Origin of the sequence: Acinetobacter sp. 22301 (genome assembly GCF_052045285.1) — a bacterium.
In the GTDB taxonomy this organism is placed as follows: domain Bacteria; phylum Pseudomonadota; class Gammaproteobacteria; order Pseudomonadales; family Moraxellaceae; genus Acinetobacter; species Acinetobacter pittii.
The window spans coordinates 54,256-78,506 of record NZ_JBQEOR010000006.1 but is presented as its reverse complement, the minus strand read 5'-3'; the positions used below and the strand labels follow the sequence as shown (position 1 = coordinate 78,506).

Genomic DNA, 24,251 nt, shown 5'->3' with positions numbered 1-24,251 from the left:
CCACTCTATACCTTTTAAGTCTTTCTTTATACCTTATTGATTTTTTAATATTTCTAAAAACTAAATTATAAGAAATGTAGATATCAAATCTTATGAACAATAATATTTTTAGGATAAGGACATGTACAAAAAAGCCGCTTTGATTTTTCCACTCGCTCTAATGAGCCAGCTGAGCCTAGCAGATTGGGTAAAAGATGCTGCACAACAAAATGAAAATCAGGTGATTCAATTAAGACAACATATTCATGAGCATCCTGAACTTGGCAATATGGAATTTAAAACATCTGCACTAGTTCAAAAAGAATTAAAGTCTTATGGCATTCAAGTTAAAACAAGTTATGCGAAAACAGGTGTTATTGGCATTTTAAAAGGGAATAAACCCGGCCCGATTATTGCACTTAGAGCCGATATGGATGCACTACCTATGGAAGAAAAAAATGGTGTTGCCTTTGCGAGTAAACAAAAAGCAATTTATCAAGGTAAAGAAACTTACGTAATGCATGCTTGTGGACATGACGCACATACTGCAATGTTATTAGGTGCAGCAAAAATTCTGGCTGCCAATAAAGATAAAATATCGGGTACCGTTGTCTTTGTTTTTCAACCCGCTGAAGAAGGTGGAGCAGATATAGACAACTTTACGCAGGGTGATCAAATCGGCTCAAGAAAAATGATCGCAGATGGTGCATTTAAAGATTATAAACCCGAGGCTATTTTTGGAATGCATGTCATATCTGGTATGCAAAGTGGACACCTTTATTATAAAGATGGCGCTATTTTAAATAGTGCAGATCACTTGCGTATTCAGGTCAACGGTAAGCAGGTTCATGGTTCGACGCCTTGGTTAGGTAGAGATCCGATTTATGCATCGGCACAAATGATTAATAATTTACAGAGCCTTATTAGTCGAAGAACTGATCTCACCCAAGGCATGGGCGTTGTCAGCATCGGTAACATTCAAGGTGGTACGGCAGGAAATGTGATTCCTGAACAGGTCAATATGATCGGTACTATTCGTTCTAATAACGAACAGATACGGGCAAATATCTTAAAAAGTTTACCTGCCATGATAGAGCATAACGCTCAAGCCAATGACGTCACCGCCAAAGTTGAAATTGCTCCTTACGCTCCAGTGACCATGAATGATAAAGCGCTCACTCAGTTTATTCAGCCAACCCTAGCCAAAGTTGTTGGCGATTCAAAACTCCATGTTTTAGATCATAATGCAAGCGCAAGTGAAGATTTTGCCTATTATGGCAAGTTAATGCCGTCATTCTTTGTTTTCTTGGGTGCAACACCAGAAAATCAAGACTTAACTCAGGCGGCACCAAATCATAGCCCTTATTTTATTGTAGATAACAAGGCTTTAAAAACTGGGACCGAGCTACATGTAAGATTCGTATTAGATTATCCGAATATATCAAAACAAGTTCAAACTTCATGGAAGCCCTCTTAACTTAAAAAGCTTGCTAGCCATAAGATATAGCGTTTTTAGATTAGAAATACAGCAACCGCAATTGAAAGGTTGTGCCATAGGACTTAGTATGCAATCTGCTAAACTGCCCCGTATTTAAAAGCAGATGTATGGCTTTTGAATGGAACCAATGTTTTATTCAAAGCCATATTTTAAATATAAAGCTCTATAGTGAACTAAAACGGAATACTCTCATGGCGAATCATTTTGAATTCAACATTCGTGTTTATATTGAAGATACGGACGCAGGTGGTATTGTTTACCATGCCAACCATATTCGCTATATGGAACGTACCCGTACTGAATGGCTCCGTGCTTCTGGCGTTGATCATTACTGGCATCAAAAAGACTACAACTTTGTCGTACACAAAATTGACGTAAAATACATGCGTCCTATTTTAATGGATGATTTAATTACTGTTACAGCACGTGTAGTTTCATGTAAAGCTGCGTCATTTGTGTTGCAACAAAATATTTATCGTGGTGAAATCTTGCTTGCTTCTGGCGAGGTTGAGTTGGCATGTTTAAGTAAAGAACTTGTAGCTCGTCGTCTTCCAGAAGAAATACGTGATCTTATTCGTAAAGAATTGGAACAAGACTAAAAAAACAACCGGCATATGTAACCTATGGCAACAAACATTGAATCAACCCTGCATATTTCTGACCTTATTTTACAAGCAAGTCCAGTCGTTCAGTTGGTCATGCTAATTTTATTGTTAGCATCGATCTTTAGTTGGTATCTGATTGCCAAGTTACATATGAGTTATAAAAAAGCACATCAAGACGATGAACATTTCCAAAAAATGTTCTGGTCTGGTGCTGAACTCAATACACTTTATAACAATGCCCAACTCAACTCAAAGCGCTCTGGGCTTGAAGATATTTTTTATCAAGGGTTGAGCGAATTTTTTAAACTCAAAAAGCGTCAGGCTCCTGTTTCACAAACAATTGAAGGCACTGAACGGATTTTGCGCGTAGGTTTGAGTCGTGATCAGAGCCATTTAGAATACGGCTTAGGTACTTTAGCAAGTATCGGTTCTGTAGCACCGTACATCGGTCTATTCGGTACTGTTTGGGGTATTATGAATGCCTTTATCGGTTTGGCTGCGGTTGATCAGGTAACTCTAGCAACTGTTGCACCGGGTATTGCCGAAGCACTTATTGCAACTGCAATTGGTTTGTTTGCCGCAATTCCTGCTGTATTAGCTTTTAACCACTTCACTGCTAAAAGTGAAAGTGTTTATTCTGATCGCGCTTTATTTGCTGAAGAGATGATTGCTTTATTGCAACGTCAATCTGTGGGTTCATCACAGGAAGATGCATAATGGCAATTCAGCGTTCAGGGCGCTTTGAGCGCATAAAAAAACCATTAAAAAGTGATATGAACGTCGTACCTTATATTGACGTTATGCTCGTGCTTTTGGTTATTTTTATGGTAACTGCCCCTATGATTACCAGTGGTATCAAGGTCGATTTACCTCAAGCAAATAACCATCCAATCGAATCAAAAGATATGCCAGCCATGGTAACAATTGGCAAAGATGGCAATATTTATCTTCAGTATGAAGATTACAAAGATAATGAACCATTATCTCGTGAAAAGCTTGAAGAAGTTTTAAGCGATGCTCAAAAACAAGCTGAACAAGAAAACAAACAACTCACAGTTTTAGTCAATGGTGATAAGTCTCGTCCTTATGGAGAAGTCGTATCATTGATGGCGAGTTTACAAGAAGCAGGTTTAACTCAAGTTGGCCTTCTGACAGAGCCTTTAAAATAAGCTATGAACAAAAATCAAAAGCCACCCTTTAAACAAAATGCGATTGCATTGAGCTTTACACTCGGAGTTCATGCAATTGCCATTGTTGGCTTGCTTTTTTTAGGCTTGAGTAAACCACCTGAACAGCCAAAAAAGCTAACAACTATTTTAGTTAAGCCAGAAGATTTGCCTCCTCCTTTAGCAAAAGAAGTTGAACAAGAGACTACAGCTACCAATGAAGCAAAAGAGGTATTAACCCCTATTGTGGATGAAACGCTTCCTCAAAATCTTCCGACTACGCCTCCTCCTCCAACAGCTCAACAACTTGCTGCCCAACAGCAAAAGGCCGAACAGGCACAACAAGCTAAGTTAGCTGAGCAAAAACGTAAAGCTGAAGAAGCTGCAAAAATGAAACAAGCAGCGGAACAGCAACGTAAAGAGGAAATACAAAAACAGCAGGCTGAAGCTAAAGCAAAATCAGAAGCCGAACAAAAGCGTAAGGCCGAACAAACGGCAAAAGCTCAAGCAGATGCCAAAGCTAAGCAAGAGCAAAGTGAAGCTCGTAAAGCTGCTGAAGACGCTAAACGTAAAGCTGAGGCTGATGCAAAATTAAAACGTGAAGCTCAAAAGGCCGAGAATGCTAAGCTTCAGGCACAACAAGAAGCTAAGCGAAAAGCTGAAGCAGATGCTAAAGCTAAACAGCAAAAAGCTAATGACGATGCTAAACGTAAAGCTGAAGCTGATGCAAAAGCCAAGCAGCAAAAAGCTGCCGATGACGCTAAACGCAAAGCTGAAGCTGCTGCTAAAGCTAAGCAGCAAAAGTCTGCTGATGATGCTAAACGTAAAGCGGAAGCCGATGCGAAAGCTAAACAGCAAAAAGCTGATGATGCTAAACGCAAAGCTGAAGCAGATGCAAAAGCTAAACAACAAAAAGCTACTGACGATGCTAAACGTAAAGCAGAGGCCGATGCGAAAGCCAAACAGCAAAAGGCTGCTGACGATGCTAAACGTAAAGCTGAAGCTGATGCTAAAGCCAAGCAAAAAGCTGCTGACGATGCTAAGCGTAAAGCTGAAGCAGAGGCCGAAGCCAAAGCTGCATCTGCTCAAAAAGCACAAGAAGAAGCAGCTCAAAAGAAAGCTGAAGCTAAAAAAGTTGCTTCTTCAGCTAGACGCGATTTTGAACAAAAAATTCGACGCTCTTGGGACGTTCCAACTGGCAGTAGTGGTAAAACAGTTGGTGTTCGTTTTACCCTCTCCGATTCGGGAAGCGTTAATTCTATTGTGATCACACGTTCAAGTGGTGATGATGCCTTAGACGCAAGTATTAAAGCTGCAATTCAAGCCGCAGCGCCCTATCCTATGCCATCAGATCCAGATGCAAGACGTGAAGCAAGAAGTGTTAGCTCTACATTTAGAGCGCAATAATTTTGAAAGAGTTACATGCTTTAAATAGTTTAAGGCATGTAACTATGCTACAAAATCAACAGTCACAAAAATACCTGCTATGACTTTAAACTTATGAATACGAGCCGCAAACACCTGCTATCTTTAGCACTGATCACAGCCTTAAGCCCTATTGCTTCTACCACTGCTTTTGCCCAGTTATATCTGGAAATTGCCAAAGCACCAGATCAGGCACCCAAAATTGCTATTGTCCCGTTTACCAACGACAATGGGCTCTATCCTATTGTTGAAACAGACTTAAACCGTTCTGGGCGCTTTACAAGCTCATCTAAAAACTTACCTGCCAATGCTGCAATTAATCAGATTCAAGCTTCTGACTGGCAAGCCGCAGGTATACCATATGTAGTTACGGGTCAAATTAAACAAACAGCGACAGGTTTTGAAGTTCACTACCAACTTTATGATGTACAAAAGCAACAATACATTTTAAATGAACTTTTAAATGTACCAGCTGCTCGCATACGTCAGGCTGGCCATATGGTAAGTGATGCTATTTATCAAGCACTTACTGGTATTCCAGGTGACTTTAGCGGCCGTATTGCATATGTGCTAAGAAATCCTGCAACACCAGCCGAGCGTTATACACTACAAATTGCAGATACGGATGGTGAACAACCAAAGACTGTTTTATCATCTCGTGATCCAATTCTTTCTCCAGCATGGACACCAGATGCTAAAAAAATTGCTTATGTTTCTTTTGAAACTAAACGTCCAGCAATTTATTTACAGGATTTATCAACTGGAACACGTGAAGTTCTTACTAGTTTCAGAGGCTTAAACGGCGCACCAAGTTTCTCACCCGATGGCCAATCAATGCTGTTTACAGCATCTATGAATGGCAACCCTGAAATCTATCAAATGGATTTATCAACTCGCCAAGTCAAACGCATGACAAATGACTCGGCAATTGATACCGAAGCACGTTATACACCAGATGGAAAATCCTTTATTTTCACTTCTGACCGTGGTGGCTCTGCCCAAATTTATCGTTACACCTTTGCTGATGGCTCAGTAAAGCGTTTGACATTTAAAGGGTCATTTAATGCACGTGGAACTCTGAGTGCCGATGGCAAAAAGATTGCACTTGTTCATCGCCCAAGTGGCAGCAGTTATAAAGTTGCAATTCAAGACATTAATACTGGCATCACCAATATTCTTACCCCAACTAGTTTAGATGAATCACCAAGTTTCTCACCAAATGGGCAAATGGTGGTCTACGCAACTCGTGAAGGCAACCGTGGCTTGTTGTCTATTATGTCTACTGATGGACGTTTCCGTATGAATTTACCAAGCGAACAAGGTGAAGTACGTGAACCAGCCTGGGCACCAAAATAACTTTTAATTCCATTGACGGAGATGATCATGAAATCAATCAAGTATTTAGCTCTACCCTTTCTTAGCGTAGCACTCGTAATGACAGGCTGTGCTAGCCGTAAACCTGCAGCGACGACCACGACTGGTACAAATCCAAGCACGGTAAACACTTCTGGTTTAAGTGAAGATGCTGCATTAAATGCTCAAAATTTGGCAGGTGCTTCATCTAAAGGTGTAACTGAAGCAAATAAAGCGGCTTTGGCTAAACGCGTTGTTCACTTTGATTATGACAGCAGCGATTTATCTACTGAAGACTACCAAACACTTCAAGCTCATGCTCAGTTCCTTATCGCAAATGCAAATTCAAAAGTTGCATTAACAGGCCATACAGATGAACGTGGTACACGTGAGTACAACATGGCTTTAGGTGAGCGTCGTGCTAAAGCTGTACAAAGCTATTTAATTACCAATGGTGTAAACCCGCAGCAACTTGAAGCTGTAAGTTATGGTAAAGAAGCTCCTGTTAATGCGGGACATGATGAATCAGCGTGGAAAGAAAATCGCCGCGTTGAGATTAATTACGAAGCAGTCCCTCCTTTATTAAAATAAGGGATATGCATAAAAAAACGCTCATAATAATATGAGCGTTTTTTTATTACTTAAGAAGATTTCTTGTCTTCTTCAGGATGTTGCATGGACTCAATCAAATCATGCTTATTAAAATCTTTATATTCAGGTTTTGCCTCATAATCTTTCCAAGCTTCCTGAACATTTTCTTTCGAAATTTCATCTAGATTGATTGGTTCACCTGCCGTGGGGGTCGCATCAAACTTCTTTGTTGTCATTTCGATTCTCCTAAAAATATACAATCCTTTGTAATGCAATCAACATACCATTTTAATTGGGGCTTGTAAGCATAAATCCAACACAAATAAAGTAAGATAATTTTTATTTTATGACATTCTCATCTAGAATATGCCACGTATTTATCTGACTCATTTTGATGCTTGAAGCACAGGAGCGTTTTTTATGTCCAACCTCACTTTGTCCCAATTTTTACAACAACAAAAAGGGAATCTAACACCTGAGTTGGCTCAAGTCATCGATACTATTGCCACGACCTGTAAAACAATCGACCAAGCATTACAAAAAGGTGCTCTGGCTGGTATTTTAGGTAGTGCTGGCAATGAAAATGTTCAGGGTGAAACACAGAAAAAACTTGATGTGATTTCGAATGACTACTTAATTGATGCTTTAAAAGTACACCCGCACGTGGGCGGTCTCGCTTCTGAAGAGCTTGATGAGTTCACACCTGCACAAGAAAATGGTAAATACCTCGTTTTATTTGATCCATTAGATGGCTCAAGCAATATCGATATTAATATGTGTGTAGGTACGATTTTCTCTATTTTGCCTGCAAAAAATGCAGTAACACAAGCAAACGATTTCATGCAAGCTGGTACACAGCAAGTTGCTGCTGGTTATGTGCTTTATGGTCCATCAACTATGATGGCTTTAACTGTAGGAAATGGCGTAGCATTCTTTACTTTAGATCCAGAAACTCAAACCTTCTTGCTTACTAATGAGAATGTACAGGTTGCAGCAGATACTCAAGAATTCGCTATTAATGCATCTAACCAACGTCATTGGGAACAACCCGTAAAACAATATATTGATGAATTACTCGCGGGCAAGACATCTGTTCGTGAAAAAGATTTCAATATGCGCTGGGTAGCATGTATGGTGGGTGATATTCACCGCATTTTATGTCGTAGTGGTATTTTCCTTTACCCATACGACTTAAAAGATCCGAAAAAAGCTGGTCGTTTACGTTTAATGTATGAAGCGAACCCAATGAGTATGCTCATTGAACAAGCAGGCGGTGCATCAACTACTGGCCGTGTACGCATTCTAGAGATTGAACCTACAGAACTTCACCAACGTGTACCTGTGATTATCGGTTCTAAAAATGAAGTTGAACGCGTAACAAGCTACCACTAATAATTTTAATTACTTAGGGCATCATAGTATGATGGTGCCCTTTTGTTGGATATTTTCTTATGGCGGTTATTTTTTTAGAATCAAAAGACAATGCAAAAATTAAACATTTGCGTGGATTAATCGAACTCAGTAACGCCCGAAAAAAGCACCAACAAACCGTTCTTGAAGGCACCCATCTTTGTTTGGCTTGGTTACAACAGCAAAAGAAGATTTTTTCTTTATTTACGACAGAACAAGCATTAGAACACGAAGATTTAAAGAAAATAACGAAACTGCATCAAGGCCATATCTTTGTTATTAGCGAAGTTTTATATAGAGATTTGAGTACATTAGGTACAAGCTTACCTTGTTTAGCGATTATTGATTTACCTAAAACTGCATCAACTATCGACTACAATGTAGACACCTTAATTCTAGAAAATATTCAAGATCCGGGTAACGTAGGTACACTTCTACGTTCAGCAGCAGCAGCAAATATTAAACAAATCATTTGCACACAAGGCTCTGCATCACTTTGGTCACCACGAGTTTTAAGAGCAGGTATGGGCGCTCATTTTAGCTTACATTGTTTTGAAAACTTCCAGCTGACAGATATCCTTCCAAAATTTCAAATCCCGGTTTTTGTTACTAGCTCTCATCGCTCAACCAGTCTTTACTCAAAAGACCTATCTAAACCGTGTGTGTGGATTTTAGGAAATGAAGGTCAAGGTGCAAGCGATTACGCGTTAGATCACGCACAATCAGTGACTATTCCTCAACCGGGTGGACAAGAGTCATTAAACGTGGCAATTGCAGGATCTATTTGTTTTTTTGAGATGGTTCGCCAACGCCAATAAAACGTTAATTTATTTTACATCGCACATATTTGTGAAAAAAATCAATTACACTAGTAAAAAATAACCGATTGTTGTCAACCTCCCACCTCTTTTCAACGTTATATAAGAGATATATTGAAGATAAGGTGGGTATGTCCAATGACAGGATTTTCCATCTCCATGGATTTAGCACCGAAAAAGTCTCGATCGGAAACATCTAGTGCTCATGCCAGCACGGCTGAGCAACGCCTGAAAGTTTTCATGCAAGATGTTACTGGTCGTGCTTTGGTAATGATGGAGAGTGCTACCCAAGGTCAACAAGGTATTGCGATGGATTTGGTTCAAGAAGCATTTATTGCTTTACACAAATCTTATGCCGATAAAAGTACTGAAGAATGGTATCCCCTGTTCTACACTATTTTGAATAACAAACTTCAAGATTGGCGCCGCAAAGAAGCTCGTAGAGCAAACCCATTTTCATTCTTCAAAAAAGTTAGTCTGGATAATGACGACGACGAAGTTATCGATGTAGTTGATGAAAAAGCTATTAATCCTGCAGATTTTCTCGATCAAGCAGTAACGATAGAGGAAATTCGGGAAGCAATTGAAAAACTACCTGTTCGTCAACAACAGGCATTTATGTTACGTGCGTGGGAAGGGTTTGACACCCATACAACAGCTCAGATCATGAACTGTACCGAAGGTAGTGTGAAAACCCATTATCACCGAGCAATTCAGGGACTTAGAGAATACTTGGCACATTTAAATCCCTTGGGAGGTTCTGATGAATCATGATGATTTCACTAAAAAGGTGACATCCAAACTTGATAGTTTGGCAGATCACCATAAAAATAAAACAGTGGTCATGAATCATGTGCTTGACCATATTCAACAAAAACCAGCCTCTTATTATAGTGTCTGGAAAATGACTGGTTTCGCACTTGCCGCAGCAATTACAGGTTTTGTGATTCTGCCTAACTCAGTCGAGATTGTGGATAAGCCACAAAATCAAGTGATCGTTAATCCTAAATTATCTCCACAAATGGTGGAAGATTTAGAGATGTTAATGGTGTTGGGTGAGGATAAAGTACAACATGGCAGCTAAAAAGTTAGCGCTTATCCTGTGTTCATTAAGTTTCTTGCAGACAAGTTTTGCAGGTTTTGAACGCTTTTGGATTTTTTCTAAAGATGCCAATGCACAAGTGGATGACACATGGGATGCCCTTTCCGAAGAAGAGCAACGTGCAGTCATTAAACGTTACCAGAGTTTAAAAGAGCTACCAGCGAATCAAAGCACCAACTTACAGCAACGTATGGACTGGTTTACTCAACTTCCTGAAGCTGAAAAACAAAAAATGCGTGAAGCATGGCAAAAAATGAGTACGCAAGAGCGAAAAGACTTACGTGAGCGGATGCTTAAAGCGAATGGTGAAGAAAGAACAGCAATTCGTGAAGAATACATGAACAAGTATTTAGAACACTAAGTTCTTATTTGGCTATCAAAGATAAGGCATCTAATCACTTAATTATTTTGATTTTATTTCTTATAAAAAGCCTCCAATTGGAGGCTTTTTTATTCTTTAATTTTATTTACGGTAGCGTCTATAAGCTGCTAAACCAAGTAAAGAGGCTAAAGATAAAATTCCGAAGCTACCACCGCCGCCTCCACCACGTGTATCATCTGTAGTAGTAGCGGTACTTACAAGGTTAATTGTGCCAGCTTTAGGTGAAATTTTCCCATCAGCATCATAAACGTTATAACTTAATGAGTCATTAAAAGTATTAAATACGTTATTTGCCTGAATATAGATATTTCCGCCATAACAAATTTTATCCTTATCATCTTTCGGACATGGGCCTTCTCGATCAGCCTTAATTACTTTAAAAATACCATCTTTCGATGTTTTGCTTGGTAAATAAATAGGTAACTCTACACCGTCTCCATTTACCCAAAATTGTGATTTAGGCTTTAAAAGCGTATTTATAGGACCATCACCATCATCGTTAGCATATTTAAGTAAATTCAATGGAATAATTTCATTTGCAAGATATTTAAAGGTAATTGTCCCATCGCCAGAAACTGGTTCTATATTATTAAAACGAGCTTTTATCAGACCGCTTGAGCTTAATTTATTATCAGCTGTTGTAATTGTATATTTGCAATAAGCATATGTACCAGCTTGAGTCACCGTATCGTCTTTGCGATAAAAAACAATTTGCTGTAAAGCGTTATTCCACTCACAGAATACCTTGTCTTTGTCAGATAGATCTTTAACTTGTTGAGCATCATATTTATCATCAAGTGATCCAATACCTAATGGCTCAGTTGTCATACGATAGTCAGTTGGGTTAAAGAACTTCAGCACATGATTAGCGTCTTCAGTCGGTAAAGGTAAATCATAATTCTTTAAATCAAGATAAATTGCGCGATATTTAAGATTTGCCTTAGTTGTATCAATTAGATTCTTAAACTCCGCTAAACGTACTTTATAGTAAGTAATAAAGTTAGAAGGTGTCTTAGGGTCTTTAATATAATTATCAAATAAATCATAATTTTGTTGATAAGTATCAATTAAAGTCGTTAATGAAATATTACTAACATCCTCTAAATCACCTGCAGTGAGCTTCATTAACTCAACAGAGCCAATATCACAACTATTACGACTTTCTGGCTGATAATATGAGGTAATGTCTGCCAAACGATTTAAACCACGTTGGTCAATTGTGGCACAACTTCCTTTACTATCTTGATCAACGTCAATTAAATCTGTGCTAGAAGAAATATTTTTTGGATAGTAAATAGGTAAAAAGCCTGTATAAGCTGTTGCTGGTTCTACTAAAGGACTTAGCAGATTACTAAAAGATTGTGTACTTATATCAATATTCGTATGGCCATCTGGTAAAGACTCTTTTGGTATATCACATTTTGCTGTTGCTGATGTCCAGTCAAGTGCATTGAAATCTAGCGTTAGACCTACACTCTTTTGCTCTGCTGCCGCACCTAAAAGATATTTACAGGCATAACTTCCGGTATTATAAGCCAATACGTTAAAACTTAGCTTTTTTGCGCCCAATTTATCGTAGAGGAAAGTACTATTCGCGTTGTTTTCAACAATTGTATTATTTAAAAGTACTAAACTACTGCTTGAACTTAAAATACTTGATGTATTGGCTGGATTATTGGTATCACCAGTAAACTTAATAATACTGCCGCTAGTACTATTCGCTATATTTTTTGCAATGGTATTAACCGATAATGTCGCAGTAGGTTTACCACAGAACTCAAATGTACTTGTTGAAGCTGTATTACCATTATTCACAATACTATTTGATGTAAGGGTGATGGTACGTGGTGCATAGACAGTGTCACTAAAACACCCCATTGATAAAACACTACCTTGTGTTGCGTTATTACCTTTAAGTAATGAATGATTTACTGACAAAGTAATATTAGGTGAAGCTAAATAAATTGCTCCACCGTTTGTTGCTTGAGATGATAAAATCTGACTATTTTGCAAAGCGATATCAGCACCAGCATAAATCGCGCCACCCTGGCCAGTTGTAACGCCATTTTCAAGAATTACATTATTTAAGGTCAAGGGCTGTTTATAGGTAGTAGTATTGAAAATGCGTGATTTACCTTGAGCATTAATACGTGTTTGTAAGTCAAGTTGTGCAGGATAATCATTGGTTAATACGCTTTTTTTCTGCCAATCTACGGGATCAGCACCAAAAATAGCAATATTAGCATTTGGAACTAATTCCTTATTTAGAGTGTACATTCCTGCTTTAAGCTGAATCGATTTTTGAGTAGTTTCGCGTGTATCAATAACAGTACATCCACCATACGATTTACGCAACTCAGCTGTTTTTATCGCTTCACGCAATGAGCAGGCGTTAGTATTGTCGCCATCTTCATCATCAAAAGTTGTAACATCAATTCTTCCAGTCGTTGTATCTGCAAATAATGGCATCGCAGCAATCACAGCTAATGCTAATAAAGCCTTTTTATAATTTTTCATAGCCTTTATCATCCTTGATTATGACTTTAAACGTCTTAAAGCAATTAAACCAAATAGACCTAAAACTAAACCACCACCTACACTTCCCCCGCCACCCGTGCTTACAGATTTATCTTCAATACCTGATGGTGGATCTTGCACGATTTGAACTGGAACAGTTAGATAAACATCCGCAGCATCATTAAAACGTGTGGTAGTAGTAACGACTAATAGATTAAATACATCTGCTCCATGCCAGTTCCCATTTGGAACATAAGTTAAATTTCCCTGAGCATCAATGGATAAAGTCCCTTTAGATGGTGTACTGGTTTGAACAATCTTCATACACCCAGACTGCCAGGCTTGACCATCTGTTCTTTTTCCAAACATTTTTTCACATGTTTGTGGAGAAACTAACTCTCCATCACCTACAACATCGGCGATATTAAATTTGGCAATTTCTCCATACTTAATATCTTGACCATGTGTACTGATATCATCGCGGTTGATAATTAATTCAATTGCACCTAAATCACATAACTCGTCATAACCACTTCGATTCTTTCCACGTTGATCTTGCTTTTCACAACTCGCCAAACCGACAGAAGTTCCATCGCTATATAAACGACCTTTGTTAATTAACAATGATTGCGAAAGACTAGTATATTTATCCAAAACTCGAGGTTTAAAGAATCCTAAAAAACTATCACTCGGTGTTGAATACGGACATAACAAACCATCTGCTGGTGGAACATCACAGGTTCCTTCATCTGCATTTCCAGCAATTAGTTTTTCACTTGCAGGGTATAGAATATTTGGTAACTCTGCAGAAGCATTACGGTTACATTCCGTTGTTACTAAATTACTCTGCACAATCGTTTTATCTATTGTAGATACCTTACAGTTTGTCGTATTACCTACTAAAATACTATTAGAGACAGATGCTTTTCCTTGTGGAGCATCAAAATACAAGCCTCCCACATTTTTAATCATAGTAATATTATTGATCACCATTCCATCACGGACATTGGCGATAAAACTACCCTTATTATGAAAAATCGTACTATTACTTAAACCAATAATACGAGAGGTTAAATATCCGCCCGTACTTTCATCTGCAAATTTAGTTTCAGCATGAAATAATGCACCATCTGCAGCAGTTACTTCATTATCACGCACTACAGAGCGAGTAATATAGTAAAGTGGCATATCACTATATAAAATGCCTCCCTGACTCGCTTTATTATTCTGAATCAAGCTATTAGTGATCGTTACCGAACCCGCTGTTTTTGTAGTATTTGATAAATTACCAGCGTTATAAATTGCTCCACCATTTGTTGCATATCCATCTATTAAACGAGAATTTTGAATAACCAATTGTTCATGGTTATAAATCAATCCACCGTTACCTTGAGGTATTACACTCTTTAGGCCAGCACCTTTTAAATTGACATCAATAAATGAAACTGTAAAAGAGGCTTTTTCAACACTACCATCATCTATACGGAATAATTGATCCGTACCTATCATTTTAATCGTTGCATTATGTGAATTGGGTGCACCTTCCTCAATCAGAGTAGAATCATTTTTTGCCGTGCTAATAGCTACAGGAATGGTAATTACTATACTTTTACTTAGAGTATATTCTTTATCACGCTGCAAAATAATATTTGAAGAAGCATCTTTATTTCCGCAACCATTATAACCATTTGCATATTTTTCAACTTCAGCAGCATTAGAAGATGCACGATATTTTAGAAATTGTATTGCTTCACGTAATGAACAGACCGTGTTATCGACGTCTTCATCAGTTGTAGTTGTGACTTGAATATCGGCAGAATAAGCGTGTCCAGCAACAGCCAATAAAGCAAAAGCAATGCTCCGTTTGAGCATACCCATCTCCTTACATCTTTTTTCATTTTTCTTTGTCAATATTGCAAAATTTCCGCTTTTGCAATCGCATCCTTTGTGCGTACTTTGTCACAGGAAGTAGAATTTCTCAAGACATTTTGGTCGGTCTGTAGAGTCATTTTTGAGCTAGATTACAAAAAGCTTCGTAGATCTAAAAAATTTTTTAAATACAAAAAAGTGGCGTATTAAAAAAATTAAAAGAAAATTTAGAAGATATAAATATAACTATTCTGAAATAAAAAACTTATGTAGGGAAAGCCCTTTTTTAATTGTATGAGTTTAATTTAAGCAAAACAGCAAACTTAAGTTAAAGAAACTATTGTTGATACTCATCAATCAAAGCGTAAATTTGCCTTAAAGTCGCATTAGAAAGTTTTGTTTTTTCGCCTTTGAGCAGTTTTTCTAACTGAGCAACAGTTTGCAGTAAAAGAGATGCTTGATGAGGACCATGTAATAATAAGTAGTCAACAATTTGTTGATCAAAGTGGATACCACGTCTAGCCATTACAGATGTCACCAAGGCATAGCGGTCTGCATATAAACTTCCACTTGGCACTTTTACACTAACGGCTTGTGTAAGTCGTGATTGTAGATCTGGTAATTCCAGCTTTAATTCAATCGGTGCTACACGCGAAGAAAATACCAGTTGTCCTTCATGATTATTCATTAAATGAAAAACAGCTTTTTGCCAGTGAGGCACACCACTAATCGATTCAATATCATCCAAAGCAACAAGATCATAATGTTCTAAAGACGTAATTGCCTCAATAGGTGCATCAAGCAGTTCAAGCAAAGATACTTTAATAGCAGATTTGCCTATTTCTAAATAAGAATCACAAATTGCAGAAAGTAAATGACTTTTCCCCGTCCCCGCTCCACCGTAAATATAGAACCTACTCACCAGACCAGCATGTAGTTGACGCACGGCATCGACTACATGACCCCAACCCGGTCCCGAAAAATCACTGATTCGGGCATCAAGTTGAGGTTCTATATCCAGTTGGAGTTGACGCATATATTGAATTAACCTTGAAATTATTTCTGGTTAGGAGATTTTAGTTCATCTGTATCTTGCTGTGTTTTAACTTCAAGATCAAGCTTAGTACTTTCAGTTTGTACATGAATTTGCTCAATATCGCCATGTTGGATCACTAATGTAGATGGTGGAGCATAAAGTGAGCTTCTTTCGTAATTCTCTCTTAAATGCTTCAACAACACTACAATAACCGCAGCAACAGGCAATGCAATTAACATTCCCAAGAAGCCTGCAAGCTGTGCACCTGCCAATACTGCAAAAACAACTGCTACAGGAGATAAACCAATTTTATCACCCAGTAGGAATGGCTGTAGGATATAGCCTTCTACCGCTTGACCAATCATGAAGACGATACCAACCAGTAATAGATGCATCCAATCCATACCAAACTGGAACAGGCTGGCAATAACAGCAGCAATAATACCTACGGCAAAACCTAAATAAGGAATAATACTAGCAAGCCCTGCCACCATACCAATAATCAGGCCAACTTCCAAACCGATGAGCTGTAAACCAACTGCATACACTACGCCAAGCAATAGCATGACAAGAAACTGACCTTTAACAAATGCCCCTAAAACGCTATGGCATTCACCAACGATCTGTAAAGTAGTTGCTTCATATGGACGCGGAATGAGACGACGTAAGTTTTGTAACATACGTTCCCAATCAAGCAAGAAATAGAAAGCAATAATTGGAATTAAAACAACTGTTCCACCAATCTGAATAAAATTCAAACCAGATTGAGCCAGTTTTAATAACACTGCCTGAATGCTGTCTGCGCTATAGTTTGTTTGGACATATTCCATGACAGCTTTAGACAACTGCTCTGTGTCAATTTCCATTTGCTGGACATTAAATGTCGAAGACACCCAAGGTAAAAAGGTAGCGTTAATCCAGTGAATACCTGCTGGAATACTATCTCGGGCATAAACTAATTGTTTCCAAATCAGTGGAACTAAATACCAGAGTGCAATAGTTAAGGTTACGCCTATTCCAACAAATACCACGCTAATTGCTAACCAGCGAGGCAATTTCATTTTTACCAGCACATCAACAAGTGGACTGAATAAATAAGCCAGGAAAAAAGCACCGATAAAAGGAATGACTACAGGCTTGAGTAAGTACAACACCCATACCAGCAATACAATACCTGCGAGTAAAAAAATACGGCGCAGTATACGATCTTGCATAAAATCTAGCCTTTTTTGATTTAATCGTTATAAATGAAAAAATATTTTTATTAAAGATAGCATTTTCGAGCATAAATAACATAAGAGTTTCGTATATTCAGGTTATAATCTGCCGCCAATGCGGAGACTTCATTTATGAGCAACTCAACTTCTACCCCAAATACCGGTTTAAGCTACAAAGATGCGGGTGTCGACATTGAAGCGGGCGACGCACTGGTCGATCGTATCAAGTCAGTCGCTAAACGTACAAGTCGTCCTGAAGTAATGGGCGGGCTTGGTGGCTTTGGTGCACTATGCAAAATTCCTAAAGGTTATGAAGAGCCTGTTTTAGTTTCTGGAACCGATGGTGTAGGAACTAAATTACGTTTGGCCCTTAATCTCAATCGTCATGACACAATCGGCCAAGACCTTGTGGCTATGTGTGTAAATGACCTTTTAGTTTGTGGCGCAGAACCATTATTCTTCCTTGATTATTACGCGACTGGTCACTTAAATGTTGACGTTGCTGCAAATGTTGTTACTGGTATTGGTAAAGGTTGTGAGCTTGCAGGTTGCGCACTTGTAGGTGGTGAAACCGCAGAAATGCCAGGCATGTACGAAGGCGAAGATTACGACCTTGCTGGTTTTGCCGTTGGTGTTGTTGAGCAAAGCAAAATTATTGATGGCTCTAAAGTAAAGTCTGGTGACGTACTTATCGGTGTTGCATCAAGTGGTGCTCACTCGAATGGTTACTCATTACTACGTAAAATTTTAGACGTTAAAAACGTTGATTTAACTCAAACGATTGATGGTCGTCCTCTTGCTGATGTAGCAATGGAACCAACTCGTATTTATGTAAAACCGGTTCTTGAACTCTGCAAACAAGTTGATGTTCATGCTATGGCACACATTACTGGTGGTGGTTTACCAGGTAACTTACCTCGTGTATTACCCAATGGTGCACAAGCAGTTATTGATGAATCTTCTTGGGAATGGCCTGAATTGTTCCAACTTCTACAACGCGAAGGCAATGTAGAACGCTTTGAAATGTACCGTACGTTTAACTGTGGCGTAGGTATGGTTATTGCTGTTGATGCAAATGATGCTGAAAAAACAATTGAAGTACTTAATGCTCAAGGTGAAAAAGCTTGGAAAATTGGACATATCCAAGAAAATGCTGAGTCAGTGGAAGGTGCAGACGAAAAAATTCGTGTGATCTTTGCATGATAAAAATTGCTGTTCTAGTCTCTGGGAATGGCAGTAATTTACAGGCCTTGATAGATGCAAATCTATCAGGGCAAATTGTAGGTGTACTGTCTAATAAAGCAGATGCTTATGCCCTAGAGCGTGCTCAAAAAGCCAATATTGCTACCGCTGTTATCTCCCATAAAGACTTTCCAACGCGCGAAGTTTTTGATGAGGCAATGCATCAGCAACTCTTAGCTTGGGAAGTAGATGTAGTTATTTTAGCTGGCTTCATGCGTATCTTAACACCAACTTTTGTCAACAAATGGCCAGGGAAAATGCTGAATATACATCCCTCGCTTCTTCCAGCTTACAAAGGTGTGAATACTCATCAACGTGTTTTAAACACGGGTGATCGTTTGCATGGTTGTACCGTACACTTTGTAACTGCTGAACTGGATTCTGGTCAATCTATTGCCCAATCAGCTATATCAGTTAAAGAACATGATACTGTCGCTTCATTAGCAGATCGAGTGCACACACTTGAGCACTTTATCTACCCACAAGTTGCAGAGTGGCTGTGTAACGGTCAACTTACATGGAAAGATGGGCAAGCCTATTTCCGTAATCAAGTTCTAAAAGACCCTATTCGTTTTGCAAGTTGGTAAAGTATTTTACTAACAAACAAAAATAAAAAAGGACATGCTGGCATGTCCTTTTTTATAAGCTTTAAATTAATTTAATTAATGATGAATCAATTTCTTTATAGAGTTTACTGTATCAATAGGATGCTCTAGAGGGAACATATGGCCCCCTTCAACCACAGTAAATGGGATTCCCATTTTTCGCTTTGCCATTTGAGGAAAGCCTCTTTTTAAGAAATCACTTCCTTTACCCACAACTAAATGCACAGGCATCTTAGGTTTTGGCATAGGCAGCCACCACCAAGAAGGATTTTTACGGAAAATTGCAACTTCATCTTCACGAGAAATCGTTAAAGTTACTCCACCGCGAATCGAATCTTCTTTCAAAGCATAATCAATATAAGCCTGAAAACAATCTTCATCAAAATCTTTATAAAATCCTTTAGGACGAAGTAACTCAGCAGCCTGCTCTCTCGATTCCCAATGTTCACGACGACGTGCAGATAAACCCGCCGGTGTCATCGCATCAACCAATTTAGGACGAAATAATTTTGCCATATGAAAAGCAAATGAATATCGCCCTAAAATAAGAGGCGGATCTAACATAATGACTTGAGAAAACAGTTCAGGACGTCGAAAAGATGCCATCAATGTTAAAACCGAACCAAGAGAATGGCCTAATCCGATGACTTTACGTCCTTTCGCCTGACGCACAATACTATCAATAACTTGATCAACCAAAGCAGGCCAATGGTTAGTCACAGGATAACGTTTGTCAGGACCAATGAGTGGAACATAAATTACGTCATACTCATCTTTTAATTCATCAAACAATTTTTGATACACCATAGATGGCACACCATTAGCATGCGCAAAGTGTATAACCGGTTTCATTGACATACCGTTATCCTAAAAATACAGATTTATTGTAATTTTGCGCTTTGACTAGTCTGCACCTCTTGAGCAATAGATTCACTTACTCCTTGCCCGATTTGTGCCCCCATACGACCCAAAATGGATTGTAGTGGGTTACGCTCAATTGTGTAGTCAACTTTATTATCAAGGTTTAGTTCACGCATCAAGCTCGTAATATTACCTGAACGGTCAGCAACACCTAATTGAATTGCTTGTTCACCCGTCCAGAATAAGCCAGAAAAAATAGCTGGATCATTCGATTTCAAACGCTTACCACGGCCTTCTTTCACTGCGGTAATAAAGTGAGTATGAACATTATCAAGAACAGATTGAATATGTTGCTTTTGAGCAGGATCAATCGGTTTTGTCATACTTAAAATGTCTTTATTCGTTCCGGCAGTTAAAGTGCGGTCTTCAATACCGAGCTTCTGAGCTAAACCAGTAATGCCATAGTTAGGCATGATTACACCAATTGAGCCCACTAAACTTGATGGGTTGACAATAATCTCATCCGCAGCAGAAGCGATATAGTACGCACCCGATGCCCCCATATCACCAATAACGGCATAAACTTTCTTATCAGGGTGCTGTTTTTTCAAATAACGAATTTCCTGCCAGATTTCATCAGACTGAACTGGAGAACCGCCAGGTGAGTTAATGTTAAGTGCAACAGCCTTACTATTTGAGGCTTCAAAAGCACGTTTAAGCGCTTTATTCGTATCTTCACTATTTACCGCTTGATTACTCGAAGCATCAATTGTTCCAATAATATCCACCACTGCCAAATGAGCACTACTGCTACTTACAGCAGAGCCTTCTTTGCTGGTTGAACAGCCTTTGCCCATGAGTACAATAATGAATAATAGATAAATAAAAGTTAATGTTTTAAAGAAGATACCCCAACGACGACTACGGCGTTGCTCTTCTACTGAAGCAAGTACAGCCTTCTCAAGAATTTGCCATTCTGGTCCATTTTGTTTAGGGATTATAGGTTCATTTTGTGGTTTTGGTGGCCAATCGGACATAAAATTCCAATCCAAATCAATCTAAAATGATGTCATTATATACGTTGATTTGATAAAAACTGTCTAAATTATATGATTTCATTTATAATATTTTTATCTTTTTTTACTTGTTGCCTCCTTTTTACCGCGATAGATGACCAAACTAGATGTAAAAAGCATGAACTATTACTTACTCAAAACTTTTAGCCGTCAACCCATTCAATTTGGACGTTTTATTGCCCGTATGTTGGCAGGGTTAGTCAATACTTTAAAAATTACTAGAACATCAAAAAGTATAGAACTTAACTTACAAATTGCACTTCCCCACTTAACACCACAGCAACGAATAGATATTACACAACAAGCTATTCGTAACGAGTTAACCTCATACTTCGAGTTTTTAAGTATTTGGGGCTCATCAAATAGTAAGAATATTTCACGTATTCACCATATTGAAGGTGAACATTACTTTCATGAAGCACTGGCAGCAAAAAAAGGTGTGGTTTTGATTGTTCCACATTTTGGTACATGGGAAATCATGAATGCTTGGTGTGCCCAGTTCACTTCCATGACTATTTTATACAAGCCTGTAAAAAATGAAGATGCAGACCGTTTTGTTCGAGAAGCACGTAGTCGTGAACAAGCCAACTTGGTACCTACCGATGAGACTGGTGTTCGACAAATTTTTAAAGCACTCAAACAAGGCGAAACCACTGTAATTTTACCCGACCATACACCTAATGTTGGTGGGGATATGATCAATTATTTTGGTGTACCGCTTGCCTCAAGTAATTTAAGTGCCAAGCTCATCCAAAAAACAAAAGCCAAAGCATTATTTCTTTATGCGATTCGTAATGAACACGACGGTTTTACGATGCATATTGAACCTATGGATGAGAAGATTTACGAAGGTAATGCCGATGACGGAACCTTTGTTATTCATCAAGCCATTGAACAACTGATCCAGCACTACCCAGAACACTATCACTGGAGTTATAAACGTTTTAAAGCAAATCCCGCTTTAGATAATATTTACAATATTAATCCGAATGAAGCACTTCAAATTGTAGATAGACTTAAAGCAGAAGCTTCACAAATTCCTGTGAAGCCAAGTACGCTCGAAACGTCGAGTGTATAAAACCATCTCTTGATTGCGAGATACAAAGCTTAATGTTCCTTGCTCAACTGTGCTTTTAAATGGAATATTAAGTGCTTGTACTCTCGCTAAAACCTCTTTGCTTGGATGACCATAACGATTATTAAAGCCAGCAGAAGCAACAACAAGCTTGGGGTTTAACGTCGCTAAGAAGTCGTAAGCTGAACTATGTTTACTTCCATGATGGCCTAATACCAAAATATCTACCTTTAATTCGGGATATTCTTTCATGAGTTGATATTCTGCTTCCCACCCTGCATCCCCCATAATTAAATAATTTTGATAACCCTTTACATGTTTTAAATGAATATAAACGACACAAGAATATTGATTTTGATTTGAAGAAACTAAGTTTAAATCTTTTTCTTTAGGCCAAAGGATTTCAATATCTAATTGTGGATATTGCCATTTTTGACCTTGGTGACAATAGGTAAATGGTTCTTTAATTTGCTCTGTCCATCGTTCATTTGATATGACTTGTTTAATAGGAAAAGCCTGAGCGACTGAAGGAAATGCTCCGCTATGGTCTTGATCGAGATGAGATAGTACAACGTGATCCAGTTGTTTAATTCCCTTTTGACGTAAATATGGAATCACCACATTTTGACCAATACTAAAAGCTTTCTCATCATAAGACCCACCCGTATCGATGAGCCATGTCTGCTGCGGGTGCTGTAAGAATATAGATTGCCCCTGTCCTACATCTATAATATTTAATTGAATTTGCTGGGACGACTTATCTGGAATGATCAAGGGTAAACAGCATATTAGCCCCCAAGATTTGGGTAAAACCCCACGCGGTAAAAATAAGATAATAATAACGAAGCTAAGGCACACTAAATCAAGTGGTGTGAGGCTAAAACCTTGTAATGGTAGAGATAACTTTTCTAAAAGATTAAAACATGACAGTACTATACTAATCAGGACGTCACTAATTTGAAAAAGTAAATTTCCGAATGAGTTAAAAATAAGCCATACACAAGCTGCAAAAATGTTTAAAGGAACAATCACTCCTCCGAGTAAAGGAACTGCAATAATATTTGTAAAAGGAGCAACCCATGAAATCTGTTGAAAGAAAATCAGCATTAAAGGACATAAGGCAATAAATATTTTGCCTTGAGATTCAATTAAAATTTTACTGAAAAGAATGATTCTAGATAACAGACTAGTTGAAACAAGATTTGGAGCCTGCTCTATAGTTTGATAAATCCGTAATAAAATAAAGCAAGAACCATAAGACAGCCAAAAGCCTGCTGATAAAACACTGAAGGGATCGAAAAGTAAAAGTAGACTTGCACTATAAACCAAGAGTGAAAATGGCTTAACAGGCACTTTAATCAATAACAAAGAAGCAAATAAAAATACTGAGAGTAAAGTTCTTAAGGCGGGAATTTCAAAACCAACAAATGCCGTATAAATTAAAACACCGAAACATAATGGAATCATGGTCCATATTTGTTTAGGTTGACGCAAATAAAGCTGCGGATAATAACGTCTTATTAATTGATGTAATACCCAAGACAACATGATGGCAAAAATGAGTACATGAGGCCCTGAAATGGCTAACAAATGAGAGATTCCTAATTCCTTAAATTGATTTTTAATCTCATCATTTAAGAGACTTTCGTCCCCTGTTAACAAAGCTAATAACAGTCCTTTATTTTGCAAAGGAGATTGTTTTAACATTAATTTAAATGTTAGGCGCAACTTTTCTACATTTAACTTTTGTCTGTTAAAGAATTTGTGTTGCTCTTTTAAATGATGTTGATAACCCAACTGATAAATTTCATCAGAGCTTAAAGGCTCAATATGCTGAACACTAAAACCAGACATTATATTTCGTTGAATGAACCACTTTTCTTGGTCAAAAACACCAGCCATTGCATAACTATGAGCAGGTTTGGTTTTGCCAGAAATTCGATAATAATGACCTAATTTTAATTTTGGCTCATCTACGGCTGAGATTACTTTTTGATTTTTTAAATATAATAGCCAATTAACGGGATGTAAGGACTGCCCTAGTACCTGAACGGGTTGCTGTGTCTTATCTTCTTTTTCTTCACTTATATGGTCTACATACACAACAATATCTAAAGTTTTAGGCTGCATTTGTCGCAATTCTAATCTTTGATTTAAGGTATGCTGAGCATATTGATGTCCTATAGTAAAAAAACTAATAGCGCAGACTAAACAGTAAATAGTTTTTAATATGGGGCGATTTAAGAAAATATTTCTCTTAAAAACATAAAAAATAAAGCCCATAACAAGCAAGACTTTACCTAACCACCCATATTGCATTATTAAAGGGATATCTATCCCCATAAATGCAATACCCCCAATCCACCCCATTAAAATAAGTTTTAACATGCAAAGTCATATCATTATCTTTTTAGGGGCAAAATT

The 24,251-nt window shown here is 38.1% G+C and carries 23 protein-coding genes; 15 read left to right on the top strand and 8 right to left on the bottom strand.

Annotation, left to right across the window (positions count from 1 at the left end; genetic code table 11):
• Positions 1-121 precede the first annotated feature (121 nt).
• The 7 genes from ACTJJH_RS11020 to pal all read left to right on the top strand — a co-directional run bounded on the left by ACTJJH_RS11020 (position 122) and on the right by pal (position 6,617).
• Positions 122-1,456 carry a M20 family metallopeptidase gene (locus tag ACTJJH_RS11020; protein WP_440601131.1) on the top strand — a complete coding sequence of 445 codons (1,335 nt, stop codon included), beginning with the start codon at positions 122-124 and terminating at the stop codon, positions 1,454-1,456.
• A gap of 212 nt (positions 1,457-1,668) precedes the next feature.
• Positions 1,669-2,076 (top strand): tol-pal system-associated acyl-CoA thioesterase, encoded by a 408-nt coding sequence (gene ybgC / locus ACTJJH_RS11015; protein WP_004699892.1) that lies wholly within the window; start codon positions 1,669-1,671, stop codon positions 2,074-2,076.
• Positions 2,077-2,100: 24 nt separating this feature from the next.
• A complete protein-coding gene (tolQ, locus tag ACTJJH_RS11010) occupies positions 2,101-2,799 on the top strand; it encodes a protein TolQ (protein ID WP_016140259.1) in 699 nt (232 codons plus the stop codon).
• Positions 2,799-3,251: a protein TolR gene (gene tolR / locus ACTJJH_RS11005; RefSeq protein ID WP_005067772.1), complete on the top strand. Its 453-nt coding sequence runs from the start codon at positions 2,799-2,801 to the stop codon at positions 3,249-3,251. The genes tolQ and tolR overlap by 1 nt, the downstream gene beginning before the upstream one ends.
• 3 nt (positions 3,252-3,254) lie before the next feature.
• On the top strand, positions 3,255-4,655 hold the full coding sequence (gene tolA / locus ACTJJH_RS11000; protein ID WP_086399777.1) for a cell envelope integrity protein TolA: 1,401 nt from the start codon (positions 3,255-3,257) through the stop codon (positions 4,653-4,655).
• Between the two features lie 93 nt (positions 4,656-4,748).
• Positions 4,749-6,029: a Tol-Pal system beta propeller repeat protein TolB gene (tolB, locus tag ACTJJH_RS10995; RefSeq protein WP_002118491.1), complete on the top strand. Its 1,281-nt coding sequence runs from the start codon at positions 4,749-4,751 to the stop codon at positions 6,027-6,029.
• Between the two features lie 27 nt (positions 6,030-6,056).
• Positions 6,057-6,617, top strand: a complete 561-nt coding sequence (pal, locus tag ACTJJH_RS10990) for a peptidoglycan-associated lipoprotein Pal (RefSeq protein WP_002118513.1) — start codon at positions 6,057-6,059, stop codon at positions 6,615-6,617.
• 50 nt (positions 6,618-6,667) lie between these two features.
• Here pal and ACTJJH_RS10985 read toward each other — a convergent pair whose 3' ends face one another.
• The gene (locus tag ACTJJH_RS10985; RefSeq protein WP_005067763.1) at positions 6,668-6,853 is read right to left on the bottom strand and encodes an NF038105 family protein; all 186 of its coding nucleotides are present in this window, start codon (positions 6,851-6,853) and stop codon (positions 6,668-6,670) included.
• A gap of 184 nt (positions 6,854-7,037) precedes the next feature.
• Here ACTJJH_RS10985 and ACTJJH_RS10980 point away from each other — a divergent pair, with 184 nt between their 5' ends.
• From ACTJJH_RS10980 to ACTJJH_RS10960, 5 genes are all read left to right on the top strand, one after another.
• The gene (locus tag ACTJJH_RS10980; RefSeq protein ID WP_017399238.1) at positions 7,038-8,009 is read left to right on the top strand and encodes a class 1 fructose-bisphosphatase; all 972 of its coding nucleotides are present in this window, start codon (positions 7,038-7,040) and stop codon (positions 8,007-8,009) included.
• A 59-nt stretch (positions 8,010-8,068) separates the two neighbouring features.
• Positions 8,069-8,845, top strand: a complete 777-nt coding sequence (locus tag ACTJJH_RS10975; RefSeq protein ID WP_167563154.1) for a TrmH family RNA methyltransferase — start codon at positions 8,069-8,071, stop codon at positions 8,843-8,845.
• Between the two features lie 159 nt (positions 8,846-9,004).
• Positions 9,005-9,619, top strand: a complete 615-nt coding sequence (locus ACTJJH_RS10970; RefSeq protein ID WP_002118814.1) for an RNA polymerase sigma factor — start codon at positions 9,005-9,007, stop codon at positions 9,617-9,619.
• A complete protein-coding gene (locus ACTJJH_RS10965; RefSeq protein ID WP_002118556.1) occupies positions 9,609-9,929 on the top strand; it encodes a hypothetical protein in 321 nt (106 codons plus the stop codon). Before ACTJJH_RS10970 ends, ACTJJH_RS10965 begins: the two co-directional genes overlap by 11 nt.
• Positions 9,919-10,308 (top strand): DUF3106 domain-containing protein, encoded by a 390-nt coding sequence (locus ACTJJH_RS10960; protein ID WP_002118619.1) that lies wholly within the window; start codon positions 9,919-9,921, stop codon positions 10,306-10,308. The genes ACTJJH_RS10965 and ACTJJH_RS10960 overlap by 11 nt, the downstream gene beginning before the upstream one ends.
• A gap of 102 nt (positions 10,309-10,410) precedes the next feature.
• Here ACTJJH_RS10960 and ACTJJH_RS10955 read toward each other — a convergent pair whose 3' ends face one another.
• The 4 genes from ACTJJH_RS10955 to cxpE all read right to left on the bottom strand — a co-directional run bounded on the left by ACTJJH_RS10955 (position 10,411) and on the right by cxpE (position 16,965).
• Positions 10,411-12,846 carry a CSLREA domain-containing protein gene (locus ACTJJH_RS10955; RefSeq protein ID WP_032035983.1) on the bottom strand — a complete coding sequence of 812 codons (2,436 nt, stop codon included), beginning with the start codon at positions 12,844-12,846 and terminating at the stop codon, positions 10,411-10,413.
• An 18-nt stretch (positions 12,847-12,864) separates the two neighbouring features.
• A complete protein-coding gene (gene rbtA / locus ACTJJH_RS10950; RefSeq protein ID WP_410560162.1) occupies positions 12,865-14,724 on the bottom strand; it encodes a rhombotarget A in 1,860 nt (619 codons plus the stop codon).
• A gap of 328 nt (positions 14,725-15,052) precedes the next feature.
• On the bottom strand, positions 15,053-15,751 hold the full coding sequence (gene hda, locus ACTJJH_RS10945) for a DnaA regulatory inactivator Hda (protein WP_002118656.1): 699 nt from the start codon (positions 15,749-15,751) through the stop codon (positions 15,053-15,055).
• Between the two features lie 20 nt (positions 15,752-15,771).
• Entirely contained in the window at positions 15,772-16,965 is a 1,194-nt protein-coding gene (gene cxpE / locus ACTJJH_RS10940; protein WP_204085382.1) for a chloramphenicol efflux transporter CxpE, read from the bottom strand.
• Positions 16,966-17,100: 135 nt separating this feature from the next.
• Between cxpE and purM the strand changes: the two genes are divergently transcribed.
• Positions 17,101-18,171 (top strand): phosphoribosylformylglycinamidine cyclo-ligase, encoded by a 1,071-nt coding sequence (gene purM, locus ACTJJH_RS10935; protein WP_017385817.1) that lies wholly within the window; start codon positions 17,101-17,103, stop codon positions 18,169-18,171.
• A complete protein-coding gene (gene purN, locus ACTJJH_RS10930) occupies positions 18,168-18,797 on the top strand; it encodes a phosphoribosylglycinamide formyltransferase (protein WP_440601130.1) in 630 nt (209 codons plus the stop codon). The genes purM and purN overlap by 4 nt, the downstream gene beginning before the upstream one ends.
• Positions 18,798-18,872: 75 nt before the next feature.
• On the opposite strand, the gene ACTJJH_RS10925 is transcribed toward purN, so the two are convergent.
• Positions 18,873-19,673, bottom strand: coding sequence for an alpha/beta fold hydrolase (locus tag ACTJJH_RS10925; protein WP_440601129.1), 801 nt, complete (start codon positions 19,671-19,673; stop codon positions 18,873-18,875).
• A 23-nt stretch (positions 19,674-19,696) separates the two neighbouring features.
• Complete coding sequence (gene sppA / locus ACTJJH_RS10920; protein WP_005067744.1) at positions 19,697-20,713, bottom strand: signal peptide peptidase SppA; 1,017 nt, start codon at positions 20,711-20,713, stop codon at positions 19,697-19,699.
• Between the two features lie 133 nt (positions 20,714-20,846).
• On the opposite strand from sppA, the gene ACTJJH_RS10915 reads away from it, so the two are divergent.
• Positions 20,847-21,830 carry a lysophospholipid acyltransferase family protein gene (locus tag ACTJJH_RS10915; RefSeq protein ID WP_130173545.1) on the top strand — a complete coding sequence of 328 codons (984 nt, stop codon included), beginning with the start codon at positions 20,847-20,849 and terminating at the stop codon, positions 21,828-21,830.
• On the opposite strand, the gene ACTJJH_RS10910 is transcribed toward ACTJJH_RS10915, so the two are convergent.
• Positions 21,783-24,215 carry a DNA internalization-related competence protein ComEC/Rec2 gene (locus ACTJJH_RS10910; protein WP_440601128.1) on the bottom strand — a complete coding sequence of 811 codons (2,433 nt, stop codon included), beginning with the start codon at positions 24,213-24,215 and terminating at the stop codon, positions 21,783-21,785. The two genes, ACTJJH_RS10915 and ACTJJH_RS10910, sit on opposite strands and share 48 nt — an antisense overlap.
• Positions 24,216-24,251 lie beyond the last annotated feature (36 nt).

Coding starts and splice junctions, on each gene's coding strand:
- tolQ (WP_016140259.1), top strand. CDS start 2,101: ATGGCAACAAACATTGAATCAACCCTGCATATTTCTGACCTTATTTTA.
- ACTJJH_RS10955 (WP_032035983.1), bottom strand. CDS start 12,846: ATGAAAAATTATAAAAAGGCTTTATTAGCATTAGCTGTGATTGCTGCG.
- purN (WP_440601130.1), top strand. CDS start 18,168: ATGATAAAAATTGCTGTTCTAGTCTCTGGGAATGGCAGTAATTTACAG.
- ybgC (WP_004699892.1), top strand. CDS start 1,669: ATGGCGAATCATTTTGAATTCAACATTCGTGTTTATATTGAAGATACG.
- tolB (WP_002118491.1), top strand. CDS start 4,749: ATGAATACGAGCCGCAAACACCTGCTATCTTTAGCACTGATCACAGCC.
- rbtA (WP_410560162.1), bottom strand. CDS start 14,724: ATGGGTATGCTCAAACGGAGCATTGCTTTTGCTTTATTGGCTGTTGCT.
- hda (WP_002118656.1), bottom strand. CDS start 15,751: ATGCGTCAACTCCAACTGGATATAGAACCTCAACTTGATGCCCGAATC.
- ACTJJH_RS10970 (WP_002118814.1), top strand. CDS start 9,005: ATGGATTTAGCACCGAAAAAGTCTCGATCGGAAACATCTAGTGCTCAT.
- ACTJJH_RS10960 (WP_002118619.1), top strand. CDS start 9,919: ATGGCAGCTAAAAAGTTAGCGCTTATCCTGTGTTCATTAAGTTTCTTG.
- ACTJJH_RS11020 (WP_440601131.1), top strand. CDS start 122: ATGTACAAAAAAGCCGCTTTGATTTTTCCACTCGCTCTAATGAGCCAG.
- purM (WP_017385817.1), top strand. CDS start 17,101: ATGAGCAACTCAACTTCTACCCCAAATACCGGTTTAAGCTACAAAGAT.
- ACTJJH_RS10915 (WP_130173545.1), top strand. CDS start 20,847: ATGACCAAACTAGATGTAAAAAGCATGAACTATTACTTACTCAAAACT.
- ACTJJH_RS10965 (WP_002118556.1), top strand. CDS start 9,609: ATGAATCATGATGATTTCACTAAAAAGGTGACATCCAAACTTGATAGT.
- ACTJJH_RS10975 (WP_167563154.1), top strand. CDS start 8,069: ATGGCGGTTATTTTTTTAGAATCAAAAGACAATGCAAAAATTAAACAT.
- tolA (WP_086399777.1), top strand. CDS start 3,255: ATGAACAAAAATCAAAAGCCACCCTTTAAACAAAATGCGATTGCATTG.
- ACTJJH_RS10980 (WP_017399238.1), top strand. CDS start 7,038: ATGTCCAACCTCACTTTGTCCCAATTTTTACAACAACAAAAAGGGAAT.
- pal (WP_002118513.1), top strand. CDS start 6,057: ATGAAATCAATCAAGTATTTAGCTCTACCCTTTCTTAGCGTAGCACTC.
- ACTJJH_RS10985 (WP_005067763.1), bottom strand. CDS start 6,853: ATGACAACAAAGAAGTTTGATGCGACCCCCACGGCAGGTGAACCAATC.
- cxpE (WP_204085382.1), bottom strand. CDS start 16,965: ATGCAAGATCGTATACTGCGCCGTATTTTTTTACTCGCAGGTATTGTA.
- ACTJJH_RS10910 (WP_440601128.1), bottom strand. CDS start 24,215: ATGTTAAAACTTATTTTAATGGGGTGGATTGGGGGTATTGCATTTATG.
- tolR (WP_005067772.1), top strand. CDS start 2,799: ATGGCAATTCAGCGTTCAGGGCGCTTTGAGCGCATAAAAAAACCATTA.
- ACTJJH_RS10925 (WP_440601129.1), bottom strand. CDS start 19,673: ATGTCAATGAAACCGGTTATACACTTTGCGCATGCTAATGGTGTGCCA.
- sppA (WP_005067744.1), bottom strand. CDS start 20,713: ATGTCCGATTGGCCACCAAAACCACAAAATGAACCTATAATCCCTAAA.